The 23,164-nt window shown below is 73.1% G+C and carries 18 protein-coding genes and 2 riboswitches; of the genes, 5 read left to right on the forward strand and 13 right to left on the reverse strand.

The genetic code is table 11. The features are described from left to right. Positions 1-42: 42 nt before the first annotated feature. From QYS60_RS03015 to QYS60_RS03030, 4 genes are all read right to left on the reverse strand, one after another. Positions 43-987 carry a cobalamin biosynthesis protein gene (locus tag QYS60_RS03015; RefSeq protein WP_289381246.1) on the reverse strand — a complete coding sequence of 315 codons (945 nt, stop codon included), beginning with the start codon at positions 985-987 and terminating at the stop codon, positions 43-45. Further along, complete coding sequence (locus QYS60_RS03020) at positions 975-3,335, reverse strand: cobyrinate a,c-diamide synthase (protein WP_371382426.1); 2,361 nt, start codon at positions 3,333-3,335, stop codon at positions 975-977. Before QYS60_RS03020 ends, QYS60_RS03015 begins: the two co-directional genes overlap by 13 nt. Before the next feature lie 67 nt (positions 3,336-3,402). Further along, positions 3,403-4,017, reverse strand: coding sequence for a cob(I)yrinic acid a,c-diamide adenosyltransferase (gene cobO, locus QYS60_RS03025; protein WP_371382400.1), 615 nt, complete (start codon positions 4,015-4,017; stop codon positions 3,403-3,405). Further along, on the reverse strand, positions 4,018-5,973 hold the full coding sequence (locus QYS60_RS03030; protein WP_371382401.1) for a magnesium chelatase subunit D family protein: 1,956 nt from the start codon (positions 5,971-5,973) through the stop codon (positions 4,018-4,020). It abuts the gene before it with no gap. 34 nt (positions 5,974-6,007) lie between these two features. Continuing rightward, positions 6,008-6,205: riboswitch (cobalamin riboswitch) on the reverse strand. Positions 6,206-6,239: 34 nt separating this feature from the next. On the opposite strand from QYS60_RS03030, the gene cbiE reads away from it, so the two are divergent. Continuing rightward, on the forward strand, positions 6,240-7,442 hold the full coding sequence (cbiE, locus tag QYS60_RS03035) for a precorrin-6y C5,15-methyltransferase (decarboxylating) subunit CbiE (protein WP_371382402.1): 1,203 nt from the start codon (positions 6,240-6,242) through the stop codon (positions 7,440-7,442). Beyond that, positions 7,439-8,200, forward strand: a complete 762-nt coding sequence (cobM, locus tag QYS60_RS03040) for a precorrin-4 C(11)-methyltransferase (RefSeq protein ID WP_371382403.1) — start codon at positions 7,439-7,441, stop codon at positions 8,198-8,200. The genes cbiE and cobM overlap by 4 nt, the downstream gene beginning before the upstream one ends. 46 nt (positions 8,201-8,246) lie before the next feature. On the opposite strand, the gene QYS60_RS03045 is transcribed toward cobM, so the two are convergent. The 3 genes from QYS60_RS03045 to QYS60_RS03055 all read right to left on the reverse strand — a co-directional run bounded on the left by QYS60_RS03045 (position 8,247) and on the right by QYS60_RS03055 (position 11,484). After that, a complete protein-coding gene (locus QYS60_RS03045; RefSeq protein ID WP_371382404.1) occupies positions 8,247-9,770 on the reverse strand; it encodes a precorrin-2 C(20)-methyltransferase in 1,524 nt (507 codons plus the stop codon). After that, positions 9,767-10,417: a precorrin-8X methylmutase gene (locus QYS60_RS03050; protein WP_003938347.1), complete on the reverse strand. Its 651-nt coding sequence runs from the start codon at positions 10,415-10,417 to the stop codon at positions 9,767-9,769. The genes QYS60_RS03045 and QYS60_RS03050 overlap by 4 nt, the downstream gene beginning before the upstream one ends. Then, positions 10,414-11,484 carry a cobalamin biosynthesis protein CobG gene (locus tag QYS60_RS03055; RefSeq protein ID WP_371382405.1) on the reverse strand — a complete coding sequence of 357 codons (1,071 nt, stop codon included), beginning with the start codon at positions 11,482-11,484 and terminating at the stop codon, positions 10,414-10,416. Before QYS60_RS03055 ends, QYS60_RS03050 begins: the two co-directional genes overlap by 4 nt. Continuing rightward, positions 11,477-11,704: riboswitch (cobalamin riboswitch) on the forward strand. Its footprint overlaps the gene before it by 8 nt. 66 nt (positions 11,705-11,770) lie before the next feature. Between QYS60_RS03055 and cobN the strand changes: the two genes are divergently transcribed. Beyond that, complete coding sequence (cobN, locus tag QYS60_RS03060; RefSeq protein WP_371382406.1) at positions 11,771-15,379, forward strand: cobaltochelatase subunit CobN; 3,609 nt, start codon at positions 11,771-11,773, stop codon at positions 15,377-15,379. Beyond that, on the forward strand, positions 15,376-16,149 hold the full coding sequence (gene cobF / locus QYS60_RS03065) for a precorrin-6A synthase (deacetylating) (RefSeq protein ID WP_371382407.1): 774 nt from the start codon (positions 15,376-15,378) through the stop codon (positions 16,147-16,149). Before cobN ends, cobF begins: the two co-directional genes overlap by 4 nt. Here cobF and QYS60_RS03070 read toward each other — a convergent pair. From QYS60_RS03070 to QYS60_RS03090, 5 genes are all read right to left on the reverse strand, one after another. Then, the gene (locus tag QYS60_RS03070; RefSeq protein ID WP_289381997.1) at positions 16,114-16,635 is read right to left on the reverse strand and encodes a DUF6790 family protein; all 522 of its coding nucleotides are present in this window, start codon (positions 16,633-16,635) and stop codon (positions 16,114-16,116) included. The genes cobF and QYS60_RS03070 overlap by 36 nt on opposite strands. Positions 16,636-16,768: 133 nt before the next feature. Continuing rightward, entirely contained in the window at positions 16,769-17,281 is a 513-nt protein-coding gene (locus QYS60_RS03075) for a hypothetical protein (protein WP_054373932.1), read from the reverse strand. 34 nt (positions 17,282-17,315) lie between these two features. Next, complete coding sequence (locus QYS60_RS03080; RefSeq protein WP_371382408.1) at positions 17,316-18,752, reverse strand: PepSY-associated TM helix domain-containing protein; 1,437 nt, start codon at positions 18,750-18,752, stop codon at positions 17,316-17,318. A 90-nt stretch (positions 18,753-18,842) separates the two neighbouring features. Further along, positions 18,843-19,367, reverse strand: coding sequence for a hypothetical protein (locus QYS60_RS03085; protein ID WP_371382409.1), 525 nt, complete (start codon positions 19,365-19,367; stop codon positions 18,843-18,845). A gap of 61 nt (positions 19,368-19,428) precedes the next feature. Then, a complete protein-coding gene (locus QYS60_RS03090) occupies positions 19,429-19,749 on the reverse strand; it encodes a hypothetical protein (RefSeq protein WP_052034026.1) in 321 nt (106 codons plus the stop codon). Positions 19,750-19,963: 214 nt separating this feature from the next. On the opposite strand from QYS60_RS03090, the gene QYS60_RS03095 reads away from it, so the two are divergent. Further along, positions 19,964-20,860, forward strand: coding sequence for an SDR family oxidoreductase (locus QYS60_RS03095; protein WP_371382410.1), 897 nt, complete (start codon positions 19,964-19,966; stop codon positions 20,858-20,860). 146 nt (positions 20,861-21,006) lie between these two features. Here the strand turns inward: QYS60_RS03095 and QYS60_RS03100 are convergent, their stop codons facing one another. Further along, positions 21,007-23,151 (reverse strand): catalase, encoded by a 2,145-nt coding sequence (locus QYS60_RS03100; protein ID WP_371382411.1) that lies wholly within the window; start codon positions 23,149-23,151, stop codon positions 21,007-21,009. Positions 23,152-23,164 lie beyond the last annotated feature (13 nt).

The raw sequence follows: 23,164 nt of genomic DNA on the forward strand, positions 1-23,164 counted from the left end.
CTCGGGACGAGGGGTGTATCACTGATTACAGTGTTACACCTCTTACGTGATGCGCGCCACATTCCTGGTCGCGAACGTGAGGGCCGTGCACACCGCCAGCGCGCCCACGCCGACCCGCGCGGCGAGCTGCACCGCACGCCTCAGGTCCGCCGGCTGGGGCGGGGGACCGTCACCGAGGGTGCCGCGGTCCTCCACCACACCGTGATAGACGTTCACCCCGCCCAGCGTGACCCCCAGCGCCCCGGCGAACGCCGCCTCCACCGGGCCCGCATTCGGGCTCGGATGCCGGTGGGCGTCCCGGCGCCAGGCCCGCAGAGCCGCACCCGGCCGGCCGCCCAGACCCGCCGCGAGCAGCGCCGAGAGCCGTGCCGGTGCCAGATTGAGCACGTCGTCGAACCGGGCCGAGGCCCAGCCGAACCGCTCGTGACGGGGCGTGCGGTGGCCCACGCGGGCGTCGAGGGTGTTCGCGGCCCGGTAGCCGAGCAGGCCCGCCGGCCCCGCCACCGCCCCCCAGAGCAGCGGCGCGACCACCGCATCGGACGTGTTCTCCGCGAGCGACTCGAGCGTGGCGCGGGCGACGCCGGCGGCGTCGAGCTGCGACGGGTCGCGGCCGACGAGGTGGGTGACCTGCCGTCGCGCGGCGGGCAGATCCCCACGGCGCAGCTGGCCGTCGATGGTCGTGGCCTCCCGCGCCAGGGAGCGGCCGCCGAGCACGGTCCACGTCGCGGCCGCGGTCACCGCCGTCCGCAGCAGCGGGCGCCGCCGGGTGAGTCGGTCCGCGCCGTAGCCGAGCCCGGTGGCGCCGCCGACCAGCACCACGGTGAACAGCGTCCCGGCCGCCCGGTGGTCCGCGTACAGCGCCCGCTCGGTCGCGCGCGCGATCCGGCCGAAACCGCTCACCGGATGGAACCGGCGGGGGTCGCCGAACGCCCGGTCGGCGGCATAGCCCAGGACGAGGCCGGCGGCGTGGGGATTCACGTCGGCCACGCCGCGAGCAGCGCCGCGGTGGTCTGCGGGTCGCGCACCGCGATGCGCACCCAGTCGGTGCCGAGACCGGGGAACGTGTCGCCGCGGCGTACCGCGAACCCCCGGCCCCGCAGGCGTTCCCGCGTGCCGATCGGGACGCGGGCCAGCACGAACGGCGCCGCGGACGGTCCGGCCACCTCGACGCCGAGGGCGATCAGGCCGTCCACGAGGACGGCGCGGTCGGCCGCGATCTGCACGGCGGCGCGCTCGGCTTCGACCGTGGCCGCCGCCGACGCGCACGCGCTCATCGCTGCCGCCGCCGGGGTGGACACCGACCACGGTGGCTGGTGCGCCGCCAGCTCGGCGACGATCGACTCGTCGCCGAGCACGTATCCGGCGCGGATCCCGGGAATCGCCCACGTCTTGGTGAGCGAGCGGATCACCACGACTCCGGGAATCGACTCCCCGGCAATCGATTCGGTTTCTCCCGGTACCGCATCCATGAATGCCTCGTCCACCACGAGCACCCGCCCGGGTCGCGCCAGGGCCCGCAGTGCGGCAGCCGGGTGCAGCACCCCGGTCGGGTTCGTCGGGTTGCCGACGACGACGAGGTCGGCGTCGTCGGGCACCCGCGCCGCGTCGAGGACGAACCCGTCCTCGGCCCGCAACAGCACCCGCGTCACCTCGTGCCCGGCGACACGCAGCGCCGCCTCCGGCTCGGTGAACTGCGGATGGATCACCGCCGGTCGCGCCCAGCGGCGGGCGCGGGCGACGAGGGTGAACGCCTCCGCGCCGCCGGCGGTGGGGAGCACCTCGAGCGGATCGCGGCCGTGCCGCGCGGCCAGGGCCGCGCGCGCCGCCCGCGGATCGGGATACCGGTCCAGTTCGGCCAGCGAGCCCGTCAGTGCCGCGTCGAGCCAGTCCGGGCGTGGCCGGCGCGCGACGTTGACGGCCAGGTCCACCAGACCCGGGGTCGCCTCCCGGTCACCGTGGTGCTGCAGGTCCGGCGCGGTGGCCGGGGGCGTGCGCGGCGGCGGGGGGACCGGCCTCGCGGCCCGCACCGCGTCGGCGAACCGCTGGGCGAGGACCGGATGCCCGGCCCAGTGGGTGTGCAGATAGGAGGCGTGCACGGTGGCGGAGGCGAACCCGTCGGGCCGGCCGGCCAGCAGCCACGCCGGCTCACCGGTGGAATCGACGGTGGTGCGGTGGAATTCGTGCCCGGTCACCCGAGCGCCCGCCGGGGTGAGCAGCGTGTCGCAGGGCGTGACGGCGGTGCGGTAGCCGAGGGTGAGCCGCGGGGTCATCCGCGCGGACGCGTCGACCGCGCCGACCATCGGAGCGCCGTCCACGTCGCGGCACAGGTACAGCAGACCCGCGCACTCGGCGACGGTGGGCGTGCCGGCCGCGATCGCGGCCCGCAGATGCTCGCGCAGCGGCGTGTTCGCAGCCAGGTCGGCGGCGTGTACCTCCGGGAACCCGCCGCCGAGGTAGATTCCGGCGGTGCCGTCCGGCAGGCGTTCGTCGCGCAGCGGGTCGAAGACGACGGTGCGGCACCCGGCGGCGCGCAGCATCTCCTCGGTCTCGGCGTAGCGGAACGTGAAGGCGCGACCCCCGGCGATCGCGACGACCGGTCCGTCCTCGGCCGACTCGCCCGGCTCCCACGGTTCCGTGACGAGAGCCGGTGCGCTGCGGGCGATCCGCATCACCTCGGCGAGATCGACGCGCGCGGCGATCTGCGCGGCCAGCCGGTCGAGCTGGGCGGCCGCCCCGGCCCGCTCCTGCGCCGGCACCAGCCCCAGGTGCCGCGACGGCGCCGAGATCCCGTCGTCGCGCTGCAGCACCCCGAGCACCGGAACGCCCGTCGCGGCCAGGGCCTCGACCACCTCGTCGGAATGCCGCACCGAGCCGGCCTTGTTCAGGATCACCCCGGCGATGCGGACACCGCGGTCGAAGGTGGCCATGCCGTGCACCACCGCCGCGATCGAACGGGAGGCGTGCGAGACGTCGACGACGAGGATCACCGGGGCGCCGAGCACCGTCGCGGTGTGGGCGGTGGACGCGAAACCGTCGGTGCCGAGCATCCCGTCGTACAGGCCCATCACGCCCTCGACGATCGCGACGTCCGCGCCGCGGGCACCGTGCGCGAGCAGCGGTGCGAGCAGGTCGGTGCCGACGAGGTGCGCGTCGAGGTTGCGTCCCGGCCGGCCCGTCGCGAGGGCGTGGTAGCCGGGGTCGATGTAGTCCGGGCCGACCTTGTGCCCCGACACCGTGTGCCCGGCCGACCGCAGGGCGGCCATGAGACCCGTTGCGACCGTGGTCTTCCCGTGTCCGGACGCCGGCGCGGCGATCACCAGCCGCGGCAGTGTCAGCACGCCGCCACCCCGAGTGTCACCACGCTGGCACCCCCGAGTGTCACCACGCTGGCACCCCCGAGTGTCACCACTCGATGCCCTTCTGGCCCTTCTGGCCCGCGTCCATCGGGTGCTTGATCTTGGTCATCTCGGTCACAAGATCCGCGGCCTCGATCAATGCCGGATGCGCCCGGCGGCCGGTGATCACGACGTGCTGGTGGCCGGGGCGCGTGGCGAGCGTCTGCACCACCTCGTCGGCGTCGATCCAGCCCCAGCCGATCGGGTAGGTGAATTCGTCGAGCACGTACAGCCCGTGCCGCTCGGCGGCGAGCCGGCGCTGGATCTCCCGCCACCCGGCGAGTGCCGCGGCGGCATGGTCCTCCTCGGTGCCGTCCTTGCGGGACCACGACCACCCGGAGCCCATCTTGTGCCACTCGATGGGGCCGCCGGTGCCGCGTTCGGTGTGCAGGTCGCCGAGGGTCTCGAAGGCGGTCTGCTCGCCGAGGCGCCACTTGGCGGACTTGACGAATTGGAACACCGCGACCGACCAGCCCTGGTTCCAGCCGCGCAGTGCCAGCCCGAACGCGGCGGTCGACTTGCCCTTGCCGTCGCCGGTGTGGACCATCAGCAGCGGCCGGTTGCGGCGCTGACGGGTGGTGAGACCGTCGTCCGGCACGGTGGCCGGTTGTCCCTTCGGCATCTACGCGGCCCTTCCTCGGACGACGGTGGTGAGCGCGTCGGCGTGGACCTCGCCGACGGGAACGTGTTCGGCGCCGAGCCGTTCGGCGAGCCGGGCCGCGAGACCCATGCGGAACCGGCCGGTCTCGGAATCCACGACGACCGCGTCGATCCCGGCGGTGGCGATGCGGTCGGCGGCCGCGAGGGACCGGGCCACCGCGTCCGCACCTGCGGTGGCGCGACCGTCGGTGACCACGACGAGCAACGCCCGCCGGTCGGGTTCGCGCAGCCGGTGCCGCCGGATCGTCTCGGCCGCCTCGAGCAGTCCCTCGGCGAGCGGGGTGCGCCCGCCCGCCGGCAGCTCCCGCAGCCGGGCCGCGGCCACGTCCACGGAATTGGTCGGCGGCAGGGCGAGCACGGCGCGATCGCCGCGGAAGGTCACCAGGCCGACGGTGTCGCGGCGCCGGTAGGCGTCGAGCAGCAGCGACAGGATCGCCGTCTTGACCTGGGTCATCCGCTGCCGCGCCGCCATGGAGCCGGAGGCGTCGACGCACAGCAGCACCAGGTTGGCCTCACGCCCCTCGACGACCTTCCGCCGCACCTGCCACCCGTGCGCGTTTCCGGTAGTTCCCGCTACCGGAAACGCGCACGGGTGGGCGGCGGTGGCGCGGATGGTGGCGGGCAGGTGGACGGGGCCGGTGTCGGCGCGACGCTCGCCGACCGTGCGGCCGACCGTCGTGCGCGCCCGGGAGCGCCGGCCCGCGGTGCCGCGGCCCGTGCGGTCGACGGTGAACAGGCGGGTCCGGTAGGGCTCGGCCGGGGCCGCGACGGACGTCGCCGCGCCGGAGCCCTCCGCGCGGTCGTCCCGGCCCGGCGTCGCTTCGCCGCCACCGGGACCGTCGGGTCCGGGGTCGTCCGGACCGGGGTCGTCGGGTCCGGGATCGTCGGGTCCGTCCGGATCGGGTTCGGGGGACCGGTCGCCGAGCAGCTCGTCGAGCAGCGTCTCGTCCATGCCGGGCTCGTCGAAGGGGTTGCGGCGACGACGGTGCGGCAACGCGAGCCGCGCCGCCACCGCGATGTCCTCCCGCGTGACCTCGTCGCGGCCCGCCCAGGCCGCGTGCGCGACGGCGGTCTTGGCGGTGACCAGGTCGGCGCGCATCCCGTCGACGTCGAACGCCGCGCACACCTCCGCGATCGCGACGAGCGCGTCGTCGCCGAGCCGCACGTGCGGCAGCCGCTCGCGGGCCCCGGCGAGCCGCCGGGCCAGCTCGGACTCGGCGTCGGCCCAGCCCGCGACGAACGCCGCGGGGTCGGCATCGAACGCCAGGCGCCGCCGCACGATCTCCGCCCGCACCTGCGGATCGCGCGGCGCGGCCACCTCGACGGTGAGCCCGAAGCGGTCGAGCAGCTGCGGACGCAGCTCGCCCTCCTCCGGGTTCATCGTCCCGACCAGCACGAACCGGGCGGCATGCGAGACCGACACCCCGTCGCGCTCGACGGAGCAGCGGCCCATCGCCGCGGCGTCGAGCAGCAGGTCCACGAGATGGTCGTGCAGCAGGTTGACCTCGTCGACGTAGAGCACCCCGCGGTGCGCCCGGGCGAGGAGGCCGGGCTCGTACTCGGCGGTGCCCGCCGACAGCGCCTTCTGCAGGTGCAGGGAGCCGGTGACCCGGTCCTCGGTGGCGCCGACGGGCAGTTCCACCAGCCGTGCCGGCCGGGTCTGCGCCGCCGCGCCGTGCGGGTGCGGGCCGTCGGGACAGGACGGGTCGGGGGCGGCGGGGTCGCACGCGAACCGGCAGTCGGCGACCTCGGTGACCTGCGGCAACAGCGCGGCCTGGGCGCGCACCGTGGTCGACTTGGCGGTGCCCTTCTCCCCGCGCACGAGCACCCCGCCGATCGACGGCGACACCGCGCACAGGGACAGGGCCAGCGCCAGGTCGTCGGAGCCGACGACGGCACTGAACGGATACACGTGCACTCTCAACCTCCACAGGCTCCCGCTGGGATGTCTTCTCGGCAAACGGAATCGAGGCCGGTATTCGGACTTCCCGGTCGGACGCCGTGCGATCGCCTTCCCGGACCGGACGGTCCAGTGGCTGCGCGTGGTGCGCATGATCGACGACTCCCGGGTCACCGCAGCGGGCCTGTGCCGGATTCTCACCGGCTTCCCGATTATCCCCGTGAGGGGCACCTCGATTGTCTTGCCGGCGCCGAGTCTAGCCGCACCGGCTAGGGTTCGACGCCATGGGCTCACACATCACCGTCGTCGGCATGGGCGCCGACGGCTGGGACGGCCTGCCGCCCCCCGCCCGCGACGCGGTGCTCGGCGCGCAGGTCCTGCTCGGGGGACGGCGCCACCTGGCGCTGCTGCCCGAGACCGGGGCCGTCCGCGAGCCGTGGCCGTCCCCGCTGCGCGACGGGCTCGACGCGCTGCTCGCGCGGCACCGCGGCCGCACGATCGTGGCGGTCGCGTCGGGCGATCCGCTCGTCTCCGGGATCGGGACCACCCTGATCGACCGGCTCGGCGCCGACGCCGTGACGGTGCTGCCCGCCGTGTCGTCGGTGGCGCTGGCCCGCGCCCGCATGGGGTGGAGCGCCGAATCGGTGGACGTGGTGACCCTGGTGGGCCGCGACGTGCACGCGGTCCGCCGCGCCTTCGGGCCGGGCCGTCGGCTGATCGTGCTCTCCTCCGACGGGTCCACCCCGGCGCGGGTCGCCGACCTGCTGCGTCGCGACGGGTTCGGTGCGAGCGTGCTGACCGTGCTGTCGGACCTCGGCGCACCCGAGGAGGCGCGGCGCACCGCCACCGCCGACGTCTGGTCGGGCGACGCGCCCGCCCTCAACGTCGTCTGCATCGAATGCTGCGGAGCCGAGGGGTATCCCACGACGCCCGGCCTGCCCGACGACGCGTTCGAGCACGACGGTCAGATCTCCAAACGACCGATCCGGCTCGCCGCGGTGTGCGCGCTCGCGCCGCGGCCGGGGCAACTGCTGTGGGACGTCGGGGCCGGCGCCGGGTCGGTGGGCATCGAATGGGCCCGCACCGATCCGCGCTGCCGCACGATCGCGATCGAACGCGACGCGGCGCGCGCCGAACGGATCGGACGCAACGCCGCGCAGCTCGGCGTCCCGTCGGTCGTGGTGGTGCGCGGCCCCGCCCCCGACGCACTCACCGGCCTCGACGCTCCCGATGCCGTCTTCGTCGGCGGCGGCGGGACGATTCCGGGGGTGCTCGAAACATGCTGGGACAGGCTGCGTCCGGGCGGGCGCCTGGTCGCGCATGCGGTGACCCTCGAGACCGAGGCGACGTTGACGCAGTGGTGGAAGAGCCACGGCGGGGAACTGACCCGGCTGACCGTGGAGCAGGCCGCGCCGCTCGGCGGGTTCAGCGGGTGGCAGGCGCTGCGCCCGGTGGTGCAGTGGCAGGTGACGAAAGGCGAGAGATGACAGTTCACTTCGTGGGATCCGGCCCCGGTGCGGCCGACCTGCTGACGCTGCGGGCGGCGCGGCTGCTGAGCGAGGCGCCGGTGGTGCTCTACGCCGGCACCTATCTCGACGGCGAGGTGCTCGCGCACTGCCGTCCCGATGCCCGGCTCGTCGACACCCAGCACCTGGACCTGGACGAGATCACCGCGCACCTCGTCGACGCCCACCGGCGCGGCCTCGACGTCGTCCGCTTGTGTTCCGGTGACCCGTCGCTGTATTCGGCCCTGACCGAGCAGACGCGCCGGCTCGATGCCGCGGGGGTGCCGTGGGACGTCACGCCCGGTGTGCCGGCCTACGCGGCGGCCGCGGCGACCCTCGGTGCGGAGCTGACCGTGCCCGAGCTGGTGCAGACCGTCGTGCTGACCCGCACGCAGGCCCGCTCGACGGCGATGCCCGACACCGAGGCCCTGGCCCGCGTCGCGGGACTGCGCGCGAGCCTCGTGCTGCACCTGGCGATCACCCGGATCCGGGTCCTCGCCGAGGAACTGAGCGTCGAGTACGGCGCCGACTGTCCGGCCGCGGTGGTGGCGTTCGCGTCCCGCCCGGACGAGCTGGTGCTGCGCGGGACGCTCGCCGACATCGCCGACCAGGTCGAGGCGGCGGGACTGCGGCACACCGCGGTGATCGTCGTCGGACGGGCTCTGGGCGTGCGGTCGGCGGACGTCGCGTGCTCGCATCTGTACGACCCGGCGCGGGACCGCAGCGGCTTCACGCGCTGAATCGGGATCCGCGCATGCCGTGACGTGCGCGGATCCCTGCGAATGTTCAGGGCCGCACCGAGCGCGACGTCCACACCGCGCCGGTCGCGGTGACGGCGGTGCCGGACGAGCCCACGACGATCAGGCACTTCATGTCGATCGCGTCCGGGTCGAGCTTCTCGAGGGTGGTCACCTCGAGCGACTCGCCGGGGCGGCCGACGTCGCGGCCGATCACCACGACGGTGTCGGCGGGGCGGTGCCGCAGCAGCACGGCCCGCGCCTGCGCGACCTGCGTGGTCCGCGACCGCGACGCCGGGTTGTAGATGCCCAGCACCAGGTCGGCCTGCGCGACGGCCGTGAGCCGCTGCTCGATCACCTCCCACGGCTTGAGCCGGTCCGACAGGCTCAGCACCGCGAAGTCGCCGCCGATCGGGGCGCCCGCCCGCGCGGCGACGGCCTGGATCGCCGACACGCCGGGCAGCACCCGCACCGGGATCTCGGCGAAGCGCGGATCCTGTGCGGCCTCGAACACCGCCGAGGCCATCCCGAACACTCCGGCGTCGCCGCCCGAGACGACGGCCACCCGTTCGCCGGACAGCGCCAGCTCGAGGGCGAAGCGGGCCCGGTCCACCTCGACGGTGTTGCCGCTGGCGTGCCGCTGCTGTCCCGGCCGGACCGGCACGCGGTCTACGTAGGGTCCGTACCCGACGATGTGGTCGGCGGACGCCAGCGCGGCGGCGGCCTCGGGGGTGAGCCACTTCTCGTCGGCGGGCCCGAGACCGACGACGAGCAGCTCATGGGTAGCGACCGTGTCCGGAACCTCGGCGACGACGGGCCGGGACCGGTCGGTGATGTCCCGGTTGCGCGGTGCGCGGTCGCCGGGGGTGAGGATCACCGAGAAGTACGGCACCGCATCGGCGTCGACGTCGGCGACGGGGACGATGCGCTGCCCGCCCATCGACGCGCGCTCGACATAGACCGCGTCGTCGAGCCGGCCCGCCTGGGCGAGCGCGGAGCGGACCGCGGGGAAGGTGCGGCCCAGCTTCATGATCGCGGCGCCGTCGGTGTCGGCGAGACGGCGCGCCAGTTCCGGCTCGGGCAGCGTGCCGGGCAGCACGGTGAGCACGTCGGTGCGCCGCACCAGCGGTTCCGCCGCGGCCGCCGCGGCCGCGGACACCGACGTCACGCCCGGAACCACCTCGGTCGCATAGCGGTTCGCGAGGCGGTCGTGCAGGTACATGTAGGAGCCGTAGAACAGCGGGTCGCCCTCGCACAGCACGACGACGGTGCGGCCGGCGTCGAGGTGCACGGCCAGGCGCGCCGCGCACTCGTCGTAGAAGTCGGCGATGGCCCCGTCGTAGCCGCCGGGGTGGTCGGTGGTGCCGGTGGTGACCGGGTAGATCAGCGCCTCCTCGTGCACCCCCTCCCGGATCAGTTCGGCCGCGATGCCCCTCGCGATGGACCGGCCGTGAGTGCCCGAGTGGTAGGCGATCACGTCGGCCTGCTCGATCAGCCGGGCCGCCTTGCGGGTGATCAGCTCGGGATCGCCGGGGCCGAGGCCCACGCCGTAGAACCGTCCGGTGTCGTTCACTCCGCCTCCTGGGCCAGGGCATTGATCGCGGACGACGCCATCGCCGAGCCGCCGCGCCGTCCCCGCACGACCAGGTACGGGATCTGCAGCGGATGCGCGGCGAGCGCCTCCTTGGATTCGGCGGCGCCGATGAACCCGACCGGCACCCCGACGATCGCGGCGGGCCGGGGGCCGCCGGCGTCGATGAGCTCGAGCAGGTGGAACAGCGCGGTGGGTGCGTTGCCGATCGCGACGACGGCGCCGTCGAGGCGGTCCTCCCACAGCGACACCGCCGCGGCCGAGCGGGTGGTGCCCCACGCCGACGCGAGATCGGGTACCTGCGGGTCGCGCAGGAAGCACAGCACCTCGTTGTCCGCCGGCAGCCGGGTGCGGGTCACCCCGGACGCGACCATGTGCGCGTCGGTGAGGATCGGCGCGCCGGAGCGCAGCGCCCTGCGCGCCGCGGACACCAGGTCCGGGTGGATCGCGAGGTCGCGGGTCAGGTCGGTCTGCCCGCAGGCGTGCACCATGCGCACCGCGACCTTCTCGGCGTCCGCCGGGATCGCGGACAGGTCGGCTTCGGCGCGGATCGTCGCGAACGACCGGACGTAGATGTCGGCGCCGTCGGTGACGTAGTCGTAGCGCCGGGGTGGGGGGGACAGGGTCATGCCGGGTTCCTCGCGAGCAGAAGCGTGTGGGGGAAATTCGGTGCGCCGCAGGATCGTTCGCACCCCACGACGTGCAGGTGGCCCGGTGGCGGCGTATCGGCGACGGTGCGACGGGCCGTGGCACGGGTGTCGCCCTCGGCGAGGCTACACCGCGGCGCGCCGGTGCATGCGGTGGTGCGGGTCCACGGCGACGTGCCGTCGAGGACGAACCCGGCGTCGCGCAGCGGCTGCGGATCGTGCTCGCCGGGCAGGACCAGGCCGCGCCACGGGGTGACGATCACGTCCCGTGTGGGCAGCGCCGCCACCATCGCGGGGGCGAGGATGCCCAGCGGGACCAGGGCCGAGACCGCTCCGGGCAGGGGGCCGTACGGCACGGTGTACTGCGCGGGCGGCGGCAGCGGGGCACCACCGCCGAGTTCGGCGCCGGCCTCCGGCAGTCGGTGCACGTGCCAGCTGGTGTCGCGGATCGCCGCGAACCGTTGTGCGAGGTCGACCAGGGTCCCGACGACCCGCCCGGCCGGCACCACCGGGCCGGAGCGCCGGCCGATCGTGACGCGGAACAGTCCGGGTTCGACGGCCACCGCGGCGAGGTCGCAGCGCAGGGTGGTGACGTCGCCGCGGCCGTCGTCGAGCCCGAACAGGAACCGCCCCGGCAGCTGCGCGAGGGTGGGCTCGGCGCACAGGGCGGCGTCGAGCGCGCCGATCAGCGGGCGGATGTCGACGCGGCCGCCGGTGATCCCGGACAGCGGCGAGGCGACGATGTTGCGGACCCGTTCGTGCGACGGCGCCGGCAGGAACCCGGCCGCGGTCACCGCCTCGACGAGGCCGGCGGGCACCCCGCCGCACTCGTCCACTGCGACGCCCCTGAGCTGCAGGTTTCCGCGTGAGGTGAGGTGCACGTCGCCGTCCGCGAAGGCGACCGACGCATCCGACAGCGCCTGCAGGCCGCCGTCCGGGAGCCGGCCGCCGGACGCGCGCAGCCGCACCAGCGCGCCGTCGGCGGCGAGGTGGGGGCGCAGCAGACCGGGACACCGATCCTGGGCCGGCGCCGGGGGAAGGTCGACCATGGGGGCACATGGTTGCACACGTGCGCTACGCTCCACCTGCCGTGGTGCTCGGGAAGCCGGTGTGAGACCGGCGCGGCCCTCGCCACTGTGAGCGGGTAGTTGCTCGCCCTCGTCCGGACCGGTCCGCCGGTCCGGAGACCACTGGACGCACGTCCGGGAAGGTCGGCGCAGCAGCGACGATCCGTCAGCCAGGAGACCGGCCACGGCACGGGAAGTCCACGAGGGTTTGGAGACTGAACATGACCGAATTCGTGCTGCGCGGAATCGAACTGCGCAGGACCCGGCCGTGACGCGGCTCGCGCTGCTGTCCACGTCCGACACCGACCTGCTGTCGGCGCTGAGCTCCGACGCCGAGTACGCGCTGGGCAATCCGTCGCGCCTCGACGTCGGCACCGAGCTGCCGCGCCTGCTCGACGGCGCCGACCTGGTGATCGTCCGCATCCTCGGCTCGGTGCGGTCCTGGCAGCACGGCATCGACGCGGTCCTGGCGCACGGCGCACCCGTCGTCGTGCTCGGCGGCGAGCAGCTGCCCGACGCCGAGCTGATGAGCCACTCCACGGTCCCCGTCGGCATCGCCACCGAAGCCCACGCCTACCTGGCGCAGGGTGGACCGGCCAACCTGGCCCAGCTGCACGCCTTCCTGTCCGACACCGTCCTGCTCACCGGCGAGGGCTTCGATCCGCCGGCCGCGCTGCCCGAGTGGGGCAGCCACGCGCCCGCCGCGGCCGATCCCGCCCTGCCGAGGGTGGGCATCCTGTACTACCGCGCCCACGAGACCAGCGGAAACACCCGCTTCGTCCGTGATCTCGCGCAGGCGGTCGACGCCACCGGCCGCGCCGTGGCCGTGCCGATCTTCTGCTCCACCCTGCGCGGGGCCCCCGCAGATCTGCTCGCCGAACTCGGCACCCTCGACGCCCTGATCGTCACCGTCCTCGCCGCCGGCGGTACCCGCCCGGCCACCGTCTCCGCCGGCGGCGACGACGATGCCTGGGACGTCGGAGCGCTTGCCGCCCTCGATGTTCCGATCCTGCAGGCGCTGTGCCTGACCTGGGGACGCGACGCGTGGGCCGAATCCGACGAGGGTGTCTCCCCACTCGATTCCGCGACGCAGATCGCCGTCCCCGAATTCGACGGCCGCATCATCACGGTGCCGTTCTCGTTCAAGGAATTCGGCGCCGACGGCCTACCGCGCTACGTCACCGACCCCGAAAGGTGCCGTCGCGTCGCCGGGATCGCCGTCGCGCACGCCCGCCTGCGACGAATCCCACCGGCCCGGCGGCGGCTGGCGATCATGCTCTCGGCGTATCCGACGAAGCACTCCCGCGTCGGCAACGCCGTCGGCCTGGACACCCCCGTCTCCGCGATCCGGCTGCTGCGCGCGCTGCGCAAGGGCGGCTACGACCTCGGCGACGGATTTCCCGGCCTCGACACCGAGGACGACGCCGAGGCGGGCAACGCGCTCATCCACGCCCTGATCGCCGCGGGTGGCCAGGACGAGGAGTGGCTCAGCGCCGAGCAGATGGCGGGCAACCCGGTGCGGGTGAGCGCGGCGCGCTACCGCGAGTGGACGGCGGACCTGCCGGCCGAGCTGACCGGCGCGATGACCGAGGCGTGGGGCGAGGCCCCGGGCGAACTGTTCGTCGACCGCAGTGCCGACCCGGACGGCGAGATCGTGCTCGCCACCCTGCAGGCCGGCAACGTGGTGCTGATGATCCAGCCGCCCCGCGGGTTCGGCGAGAACCCGGTGGCGATCTACCACGATCCGGACATGGCACCGTCGCACCACTACCTCGCCGCGTACCGGTGGGTGGAGAACGGCTTCGGGGCCGACGCCGTCGTCCACCTGGGCAAGCACGGCTCGATGGAATGGCTGCCCGGTAAGAACGCCGGCCTGTCGGCGGCCTGCGCGACCGACGCCGCCGTCGGCAACCTGCCGCTGATCTACCCATTCCTGGTCAACGATCCGGGGGAGGGCGCCCAGGCGAAACGACGCGCCCACGCCACCATCGTCGACCACCTGATCCCGCCGATGGCGCGGGCCGAGTCGTACGGCGACATCGCCCGGCTCGAGCAGCTGCTCGACGAGTACTCCAACATCGCCTCGATGGACCCGGCCAAGCTGCCCGCGATCCGCGCCCAGATCTGGACGCTGATCCAGGCCGCGAAGCTCGACCACGACCTCGGTCTCGACGACCGCCCGCACGACGCCGAATTCGACGACTTCCTGCTGCACGTCGACGGCTGGCTGTGCGAGGTCAAGGACGCGCAGATCCGCGACGGCCTGCACGTGCTCGGCACGGCGCCCGTCGGGGAGGCCCGCGTGAACCTGGTGCTGTCGGTGCTGCGGGCCGCGCAGGTGTGGGGCGGCAAGGCGCACGCGGTGCCCGGGCTGCGCACCGCGCTCGGTCTGAAGCCGGATGCGCCGCTCACCGAGACCGACGCGGTCGAGTCCCAGGCCCGGGCCCTGGTGCAGGGCATGGAGGACGCCGGCTGGCGCGTCGAGTGCGCTGGCACTGTCGTCGAACAGATTCTGGGACAGCAGGATCCGGAGGTCGAGCGGGTGCTCGCCTTCGCCGCCGAGCAGGTCGTGCCGCGCCTGGCCCGCACCACCGACGAACTCGACGCGGTGCTGCACGCCCTCGACGGCGGTTACGTCCCCGCCGGTCCGTCCGGGTCGCCGCTGCGCGGCCTGGTCAACGTGCTGCCCACCGGTCGCAACTTCTACACCGTCGACCCGAAGGCAGTGCCGAGCCGGCTGGCCTACGACACCGGCGTGGCCCTGGCGAACAACCTGCTCGACCGGTACCGCGCGGACACCGGCGACTACCCGCCGTCGGTGGGTCTGTCGGTGTGGGGAACCTCCGCGATGCGCACCTCCGGCGACGACATCGCCGAGGTGCTCGCCCTGATCGGCGTGCGCCCCGAATGGGACGCCGAGTCCCGGCGGGTGCGCGAGCTGACCGTGATCCCCCTCGACGAACTCGGCCGGCCCCGCATCGACGTCACCGTCCGCATCTCCGGGTTCTTCCGCGACGCCTTCCCGCACGTCGTCGCGATGCTCGACGACGCGATCCGCACCGTCGCCGCCCTCGACGAACCCGACGATCTGAACTTCGTGCGCGCGCACGCCCGCCGCGACGAGGCCGAGCACAGCGACCCCGAGCGCGCGGTCCGGCGCATCTTCGGTTCCCGGCCCGGCTCCTACGGTGCCGGCATCCTGCCGCTCATCGACTCCGGGAACTGGCGCAGCGACGCCGATCTCGCCGAGGTGTACACCGCGTGGGGCGGCTTCGCGTACGGGCGGCACCTGCACGGTGTCCCGGCCGCGGACGACATGCGTGCCAACTACCGGCGGATCGCGGTGGCGGCGAAGAACACCGACACCCGCGAGCACGACATCGCCGACTCGGACGACTACTTCCAGTACCACGGCGGCATGGTCGCCACCGTACGCGCGCTCACCGGCGCGGACCCGAAGGCGTACATCGGCGATTCCACCACCCCCGACCAGGTCCGCACCCGCTCGCTGGCGGAGGAGACCGCCCGCGTGTTCCGGGCCCGGGTGGTCAATCCGCGCTGGCTCGCCGCGATGCGCCGGCACGGTTACAAGGGGGCGTTCGAGCTCGCCGCGACCGTGGACTACCTGTTCGGTTACGACGCCACCGCGGGCGTCGTCGCCGACTGGATGTACGAAACCCTCGCCCGCACCTACGCGCTCGACCCGGAGAACCAGCAGTTCCTGCGCGAGGCCAACCCGTGGGCGCTGCGCGGCATCGTCGAACGGCTCTCCGAGGCCGCCGACCGAGGGCTGTGGGCCGAGCCGGATCCGGCGACGCTCGCGGAACTGCAGCAGGCCTACCTCGACGTGGAGGGCGACCTCGAGGATCGCGGATGAGGAGGCGGCTGCGGCTGATCGGGATCGGGCCGGGTGGTCCCGACGACCTCACCGTGGCCGCGGTCCGGGCGCTGAACGAGGTGGACGTGTTCCTCGTCGCCGACAAGCAGCGCGGCGTCGACGATCTCGTCGCCGTGCGGGAGGAGATCTGTCGCCGGCACGTCACCGGCGACTACCGGGTGATCACGGTGCCGGACCCGCCGCGCGACCGGACCCCGTCCGCCTACGGCACCGAGGTGCGGGACTGGCACGCGGCCCGCGCCGCCGCCTACGAGTCGGTGCTGCGCGAGCAGGTCGCGCCGCACGAGACCACCGGATTCCTCGTGTGGGGCGATCCGAGCCTGTACGACAGCACCATTCGCGTCGTCGAACGTATACGTGACCGGGGCGTGCTCGACGTCGACTACGACGTGGTCCCGGGGGTGAGTGCCGTGTCGCTGCTCGCGGCGCGGCACCGGTTGGTGCTCAACCGGATCGGCGGCCCGATCACGATCACGACGGGCCGGTGCCTCGCGCACGAGGTCGCCGCCGGGGGCGACAACCTCGTGGTGATGCTCGACGGCGCGCTCGAATGCGCCCGGCTCGAGGGCGACTGGCACATCTGGTGGGGCGCCGACCTCGGCACGTCCGACGAGGAACTCGTCGCGGGTCCGCTGCACCGGGTGCTGCCGGAGATCGAGCGGGCCCGCGCCCGCGCGAAGGCGGCGCGCGGCTGGGTGATGGACACCTACCTGCTACGTCGCGCGGGCGGTGTCGGCGCCGGCTCCTGACCGGGTGAGGGGAACGGCGTCGCCGCCCCGCCGGTACGACGCCGCGTACAGGGCCCACGCCACGATCGGCAGGATGATGTCGAACCACAGCGGGAAGCCGACGTTGCCCGGCTCGGTGTTGTCCTTCGCGAGCCAGAAGTACAGATGACCGGCGGCGTCGCCGAAGTACTGGACTGTCGTGACGACGATCGTCGCGAGCCAGAACCCGCCGCGGAAGCGGTAGCACAGGATGCCCGCCACGCCGATCGCGAGATCACCCATGGCGTTCTCGAACTGGAAACCTCCGTCGCCGCGGGTGTATCCGATCATCTCGGCGGTTGCGGGACCGTCGAAGACGTGGAACGCGGCCCCGATCACCGAGGCGACGCCGACTGCCGCCACGAGCCACCACACGAGGTAGGTGTCAATGCGGGCGGTGCCGCGGCGGTGGCGGGACTGCAGGAATGCGCCGACGAGAGCGACGACGGCGAGTACGGCGGTCGGCACGGCAACTCCCTTCGTGGGGCAGCCGCGTCGGGCCGCTTCACCGGCGAAATGTACGCCGCGGCCGGCCTGCCGCGCAGTGGAACGCCGGGACATCCGCGCGGTGCGCGGATGCCCCGGCGCCAGAGCATCGGCCTCAGAGCACCGGCGTGGTCACCGGCTGCGGCCGCCGGTCGGTGGGGGAGCGGCTGAGCACGACGGGCAGCCACTGCGAGGTCAGCGCCACCATGCCGAGCCAGGCGAGCACCATTCCCGCGCCGGGGGCGTGCGGAGTCTCCACCGGCATGCCGTTCTGCGACCAGTAGCCGAGCAGCCCGAACAGGGACGCCAGGCCGGAACCGAGCATCGACGCCGACGCGAGCCGCCAGCGGTGCGTGCACAGCGCCGCGGTGGACGACACCACGCCGAACACCACAGCGAGGGTCACGAAGACCCGCATCGGCACGGTCGTCGTGGCCTCGTGCCCGAACCACGTGCCGAGCACCGTCCACGACCACTCGGTATCCGATTGCGGCAGAAGCAGACCCAGTACCACCGCGACGATGCAGGCGACGAGGACGCGGTGTCGCCGACCGGCGTCGAACTCCCCGGCGATCTTCCGCTCGATGCGGGCGAACTCCTTACGGTATGCGGACAGATCGTCGCTCACCGGCACTCCTCGTCGATAGGCACACGAGGGTTCATTATGCGCGTCCCCGGCTACGCCACCCGACGGCGGTGTCGACGAGGAGGAACGCCAGCAGGCTGAGCCCGAGCACCGGGGCGAACCACCCCACCACCGCGGCGGCGATACCGATCGCGACCGCCGGAACTGCGCCGATACGACGCAGCGCACCCCGGGACGGGGCCCGGCCGACGGACCACGCCGAGCCACGGGTGGGTCGTCGCCGCCACCACAGCAGGTAACCGCGCACCACCACCGTGACCAACGCCACCGCCAGCAGCGCCAGCGCGACCTGCGTGATCAGCCCGAACATGATGCCCATGTGCAGGGTGATCGACCACCACGTCAGCTGTGCGGCGAGCGGCCAGTCCGCGAACCGCAGCACGTCGACGACCCCGCCGGTCGCGCCGTCGACGGCGACCGAGTCGATGCCGTACACCCACGGCTGGCGGGTCTCGGCGACGGTGAAGGCGGTACCGGCCTGCGCCGGGATCGAGGCCTCGACGACCCCGGTCAGTCCCGCGGTGGCCGCCGCGTCCAGCACCGAGTCGATGCGGGCGATGTTCGTGTCGAGCAGCGCCGGGTCGGCGCCGTGCCCGCCGTGGCCACCGTGCCCCTCGTGGCCCGTCGCGGGTGCGGCGGTGCTCCCCGTCAGGGTCGCGTCGACGGCGGGCGTCTTCCAGTCCAGGGCCGCCCGCAGCTCGGCGATGTTGTCGCCGGCGAACCGGGACCAGGTCAGACCGGTCGCGGACAGGAACACCAGGCCGACCGCGATCCACACCCCCACCACACCGTGCCAGCCGACGGTGCGGGACCGGCCGGTGGCGGCACGGTCGACGGTGAGCAGACGCGCCTCGGCGCCGCGGGCCCGCAACGTCCGGAACCGGCGCACCCACAGATACACGCCGCCGAGCGCGATCACCCACATCCAGGACGCGGCCAGCTCGCTGTAGAGGCGGCCCGGCTCGCCGAGATGCAGGTGACGGTGCAGTTGCGAGATCCAGGCCCGCACCGGCAGGGCACTGCTGCTGCCGTAGACGGCCAGCTCACCGAGCGGCCGCGCGGTGACCGGGTCGACGAAGACCGCGAGCCGCTGCGACTCGCCGAGGCTCGGATCGGCGAACAGGACCCGGGTGGTCTCGCCGGGCGCCGCGGCCGGCCGCACCGCGGTGACGGTGAGATCGGGCCGCTGGCCGGTGGCCACCCGGATCTGCTCGGCCACCGGCACGGCGGGACCGGTGGCGTCGGTGTGCAGCTGATCGCGATAGACGATTTGCTCGATCGTCGGCGCGAGTGCGTAGAGGCCGCCGCTGACCGCGGCGATCAGGATGAACGGGGCGACGAGGATGCCGGCGTAGAAGTGCAGCCGCTGCACGAGTGGTCGCAGGGAGGAGGTGCCGGCTCGGCCGGTCGGGGGCGGGACGGAACGATCCGTCCCGAGGTCGGTCGTGGACATGCGAATGCTCGTTTCGATCGTCGGTGACGACAGCGTCGTCACACGTGGGAAAGCCGCCGCGGGGTACGGGCGCGGCGGAACAGGATCGGGTCAGGCGGTGCGGGGCGGACCCCGGGTGCCGGCCTGCGCGGAAACGAGCACCCGCAGCACGAGACGTGCCCGGTGCGAAGGTGTGGCCACCCACAGCGGCGCATGCGCCGGGGGCAGGGTCAGTATCGCGGCAACGATGTGCCGCAAGACGCCGAGTGCCGCGACGCACCCCTGCTCGGCCGCCCGGATCAGGGCTGCGGAGACGACGAGGGCGGCGGCGTGGGCGCCGAGCATCGCGGGCGAGAGCCCGAGGCCGTGGGCGTGCTCGGCGGTGAGGGTCAGGACGGTGTGACCGATCGCCTGGCCCGCGGTCAGGGCGAGCACCAGTGCGGTCAGCGGCCGGTGTGACCGGAGTGCGGACAGCGCGGCACCGAACGCGGCACAGGCGGCGACCATCAGCACCACCGACGCCTGGGACGGAATCTCACCGCCGGCGAGGCCGTGGGCCGCGACGGACACCGCGGCGGAGGTCGAGCCCACGAACGCGCCGCGCAGCTGCGTGGGCGTCGGCGGGCGTGGATTCACGCGAGGGAGCCTACAGCGGTGTGTCCTTCGGGCTGCCCTGACCTCCAGAAGGGCGCACCGCTCAGTGACCGCGCGGTTCGCGCAGGCTCGTTCCTTCGATGTCGCGGACCCGCTTGCGCTCGAGCAGGACCAGCACGGCACCGATCCCGAAGGACACGATGCACGCGGGACCGGCGATCCAGGCCCAACCCTCGAAGCCGTAGCCGGCAGCCACCAGAGTCAGGCCGAGCAGCAGCAGCCCGAGGCCCAGGAAGAAGTAGCCGGGCCAGCCCCGGGAGTCGGTCAGGGCCTCACCGGCGTGGCTGCGCATCGTGCGGGCGTCGTCGGCCGGGAAGTCGCTGTCGTTCGTCAGGTCCCGGTCGTGGACCTGCCTGCTGTGCACCGGATCGGCACCCGCGCGGGTCGCGTCACTTCTCCGAAACTCACTCTCGTGTTCCGTCACAGCCCCATCCTTTCCAGAGGTCGGGTCGGGAGAACGCTGAGGTTCACCGCCCGTGGGGTCCGTGTACCCACTCCTGGGTCCGGGTATGCACCGTGCGGACCGGGCGGTCCCGGGACCGCCCGGCACTCGCCCCCGACCCTCTGAGGGAGGACCCATGACCGACCAGCACCGGCCCCGAAATCCGGTCGAGCAGTACCCGGCCCCGGATCGTGAGAAGCAACCCGAACTCGAGTACCCGGGCCTGACGTCCGACATGGTGTCGGCACCCGACCACGGCGAGCAGACCTATCGCGGCAGCGGCAGGCTCGAGGGCCGACGGGCGCTGATCACCGGCGCCGACTCCGGGATCGGACGGGCCGTGGCGATCGCGTTCGCCCGCGAGGGGGCCGACGTCGTACTCAGCTATCTGGAGTCCGAGGAGGACGACGCCCGCGAAACCGTGCGGTGGGTCGAGGAGGCGGGTCGGCGCGCCGTCGCGGTGCCGGGCGACATCCGCTCCGAGGAACACTGCAGGCATCTGATCGACACGGCCGTGCGTGAACTCGGGGGCCTGGACATCCTGGTGAACAACGCGGCGTACCAGATGGTGCAGATGAACGGGATCGCCGACATCACCACCGAGCAGTTCGACCGGGTGCTGAAGACGAACCTGTACGCGTTGTTCTGGCTGTGCAAGTTCGCGATCGAAGTGATGGAACCGGGCTCGACGATCATCAACACGTCGTCGATCCAGGGGACGAGCCCGTCACCGGAACTGCTCGACTACGCCACGACCAAGGCCGGCATCGTCGACTTCACCAAGGGCCTGGCGTCGGATGTCGCGAAGCGGGGCATCCGCGTCAATGCTGTTGCCCCGGGACCGATCTGGACACCGTTGATCCCGGCCACCATGCCGCGGGAGAAGTTCGAGTCCTTCGGTGACGACGTCCCGCTCGGCCGGCCCGGGCAGCCCGCCGAACTGGCCCCGGCCTACGTCTTCCTCGCCTCGCAGGAGTCGAGTTACATCACCGGCGAGGTCATCGCCGTCACCGGCGGCAAGCCCTTCTCCTGACGGACCTGTGGGGGTGCGGGTGCGGGTGCGGGTGCGGGTGGCCGAATGTCACATTCGGTCGATTCGATCGACGCGATGTGACATTCGGCCACCACCCCCACCCCACCGTCCCCCCGCTGCCGTCACTGCGGCAGCAGGGGGTCGGGTCAGGCCTGGGACCGCTCCCACACGCGGTGGGCGCCGAGCAGTTCGACGATGCCGGTCACCACGGCTTCCGGGTCGTCGGCGGTGACCACTCCGGGAGCCTCGGGGTGGACGGCTGCGTGCTCGAGCGCTTCGGTGCCCGTGCCCCACGTGCCGATCGCCTTGCAGTGCCGGAACGTCTCGTCGACCAGGATGCGTACCCGCGGATCGGCCGGGGCACTGGCGAGCAGCAGGGCGTCGTACTCGACGGACCGCGCCGTGTCGAAGGTGCGCGAGATCGGCACCTCCTTGCGGCCGCCGTCGAGCTTGCCGCCGTGCGGGCCGATCACCAGCGGCACGGCCTTCGCCGCGGCCACCGCCGCCACGGCCTTGGCGACCTCGGCGACGTCGGCGCTGTCGTCCGCGACGATGCCGATCATCCGTCCCTCGACCGGCCACGTCGCACCGACCTGGGACAGGGCCTCGCTGTGCAGCGGCTCACCGTCCGTCGAGACCGTCGGCTCCGGTGCCGGCAGGCCGAGACCCGCCGCGACGGTGGCGCACAGCCCGGCGTCGATGTTCGCGAGCACCTGCAGCTGCCGTTCCTTGATCGCCTGTTCGAAGCACTTCCCGAGCTCGAACGTGTACGCGTTCGCCACGTGCTTCTTCTCGATCTCCGACAGGCTCCGGTAGAACAGCCGGGCCTGCGAGAAGTGATCGTCGAACGTGCTCGGCGCCTCGCGTTCCTTGACGCCCGCGGCGATGGGCGCCGGCACGTCGATGAACGCGGCGTCCTCGACACCCGCGAGGAACGGGCACCCCGCGCCGAGCGTGTTGGGCCGGTAGGGGGCCGCACCCGGATGGACGCCGGTCTGGTGCATGCCGTCGCGCAGCATGTCGTTGACGGGGGCGTGCGGCCGGTTGATCGGCAACTGGCCGAAGTTCGGTCCGCCGAGCCGGCTGAGCTGGGTGTCCAGGTAGGAGAACAGCCGGCCCTGGAGCAGCGGATCGTCGGTGACGTCGATGCCGGGGACGAGGTGGCCGGGATGGAAGGCGACCTGCTCGGTCTCGGCGAAGAAGTTCGTCGGGTTGGCGTTGAGCTGCATCGTCCCGATCACCTGCACCGGGGCGAGCTCCTCGGGGACGATCTTGGTGGGGTCGAGAAGGTCGATGCCCTCGAAGGTCTGCTCCGGGGTGTCGGGGAAGACCTGCACGCCCAGATCCCATTCGGGGTAGGCACCGGATTCGATGGCGTCGGCGAGGTCGCGACGGTGGAAGTCCGGGTCGATGCCGCCGAGCAGCTGCGCCTCCTCCCACACCAGCGAGTGCACGCCCAGGCGCGGCTTCCAGTGGAACTTCACCAGCGACGTCTCGCCGTCGGCGTTGACGAGACGGAAGGTGTGGACGCCGAACCCCTCCATCATCCGGTAGGAGCGCGGAATGCCCCGGTCCGACATGTTCCACAGGGTGTGCGCGGTGGCCTCGGTGTGCAGCGAGACGAAGTCCCAGAACGTGTCGTGCGCGCTCTGGGCCTGCGGGATCTCGCGGTCCGGGTGGGGCTTGGCGGCATGGACGATGTCCGGGAACTTGATCGCGTCCTGGATGAAGAACACCGGAATGTTGTTCCCCACCAGGTCGAACGTTCCCTCGTCGGTGTAGAACTTCGTCGCGAATCCGCGGGTGTCACGGACGGTGTCGGCGGAACCACGCGAACCGAGCACCGTCGAGAAGCGGACGAAGACACGCGTCTCGCTGCCCTTCTGCAGGAATCCGGCGCGGGTGATCTTCGAGGCGGCGCCGTTGGCCCGGAAGACGCCGTGCGCCGCGGCACCTCGGGCGTGCACCGCCCGCTCGGGAATGCGCTCGTGATCGAAATGGGTGATCTTCTCGCGGAAGTGGTGGTCCTGCAAGAGTGTCGGACCGCGGCGACCCGCCTTGAGGGAATGGTCGGTGTCGGTCAGCCGTGCGCCCTGCGCGGTGGTGAGGAAGCGGCCCTGGGGGCCGCGTGCACCGTCGGGCAGGTCTTCGGGTGTGCCGGTGGCAGTGACCGGGACGGGCTCACGCTGGTCGGGCTTGGCCGGAGGCGGGTCCGTCGGGGTCGTGGGTTCCTCGACCGGAACCTCGAAACCGGCAGGTGAGCCGGGAACCGGCGGATTCTTCTCGAACACTGCGATGCTCCGT

This window comes from Rhodococcus sp. GXMU-t2271, assembly GCF_041414735.1.
Classification (GTDB): domain Bacteria; phylum Actinomycetota; class Actinomycetes; order Mycobacteriales; family Mycobacteriaceae; genus Rhodococcus; species Rhodococcus indonesiensis.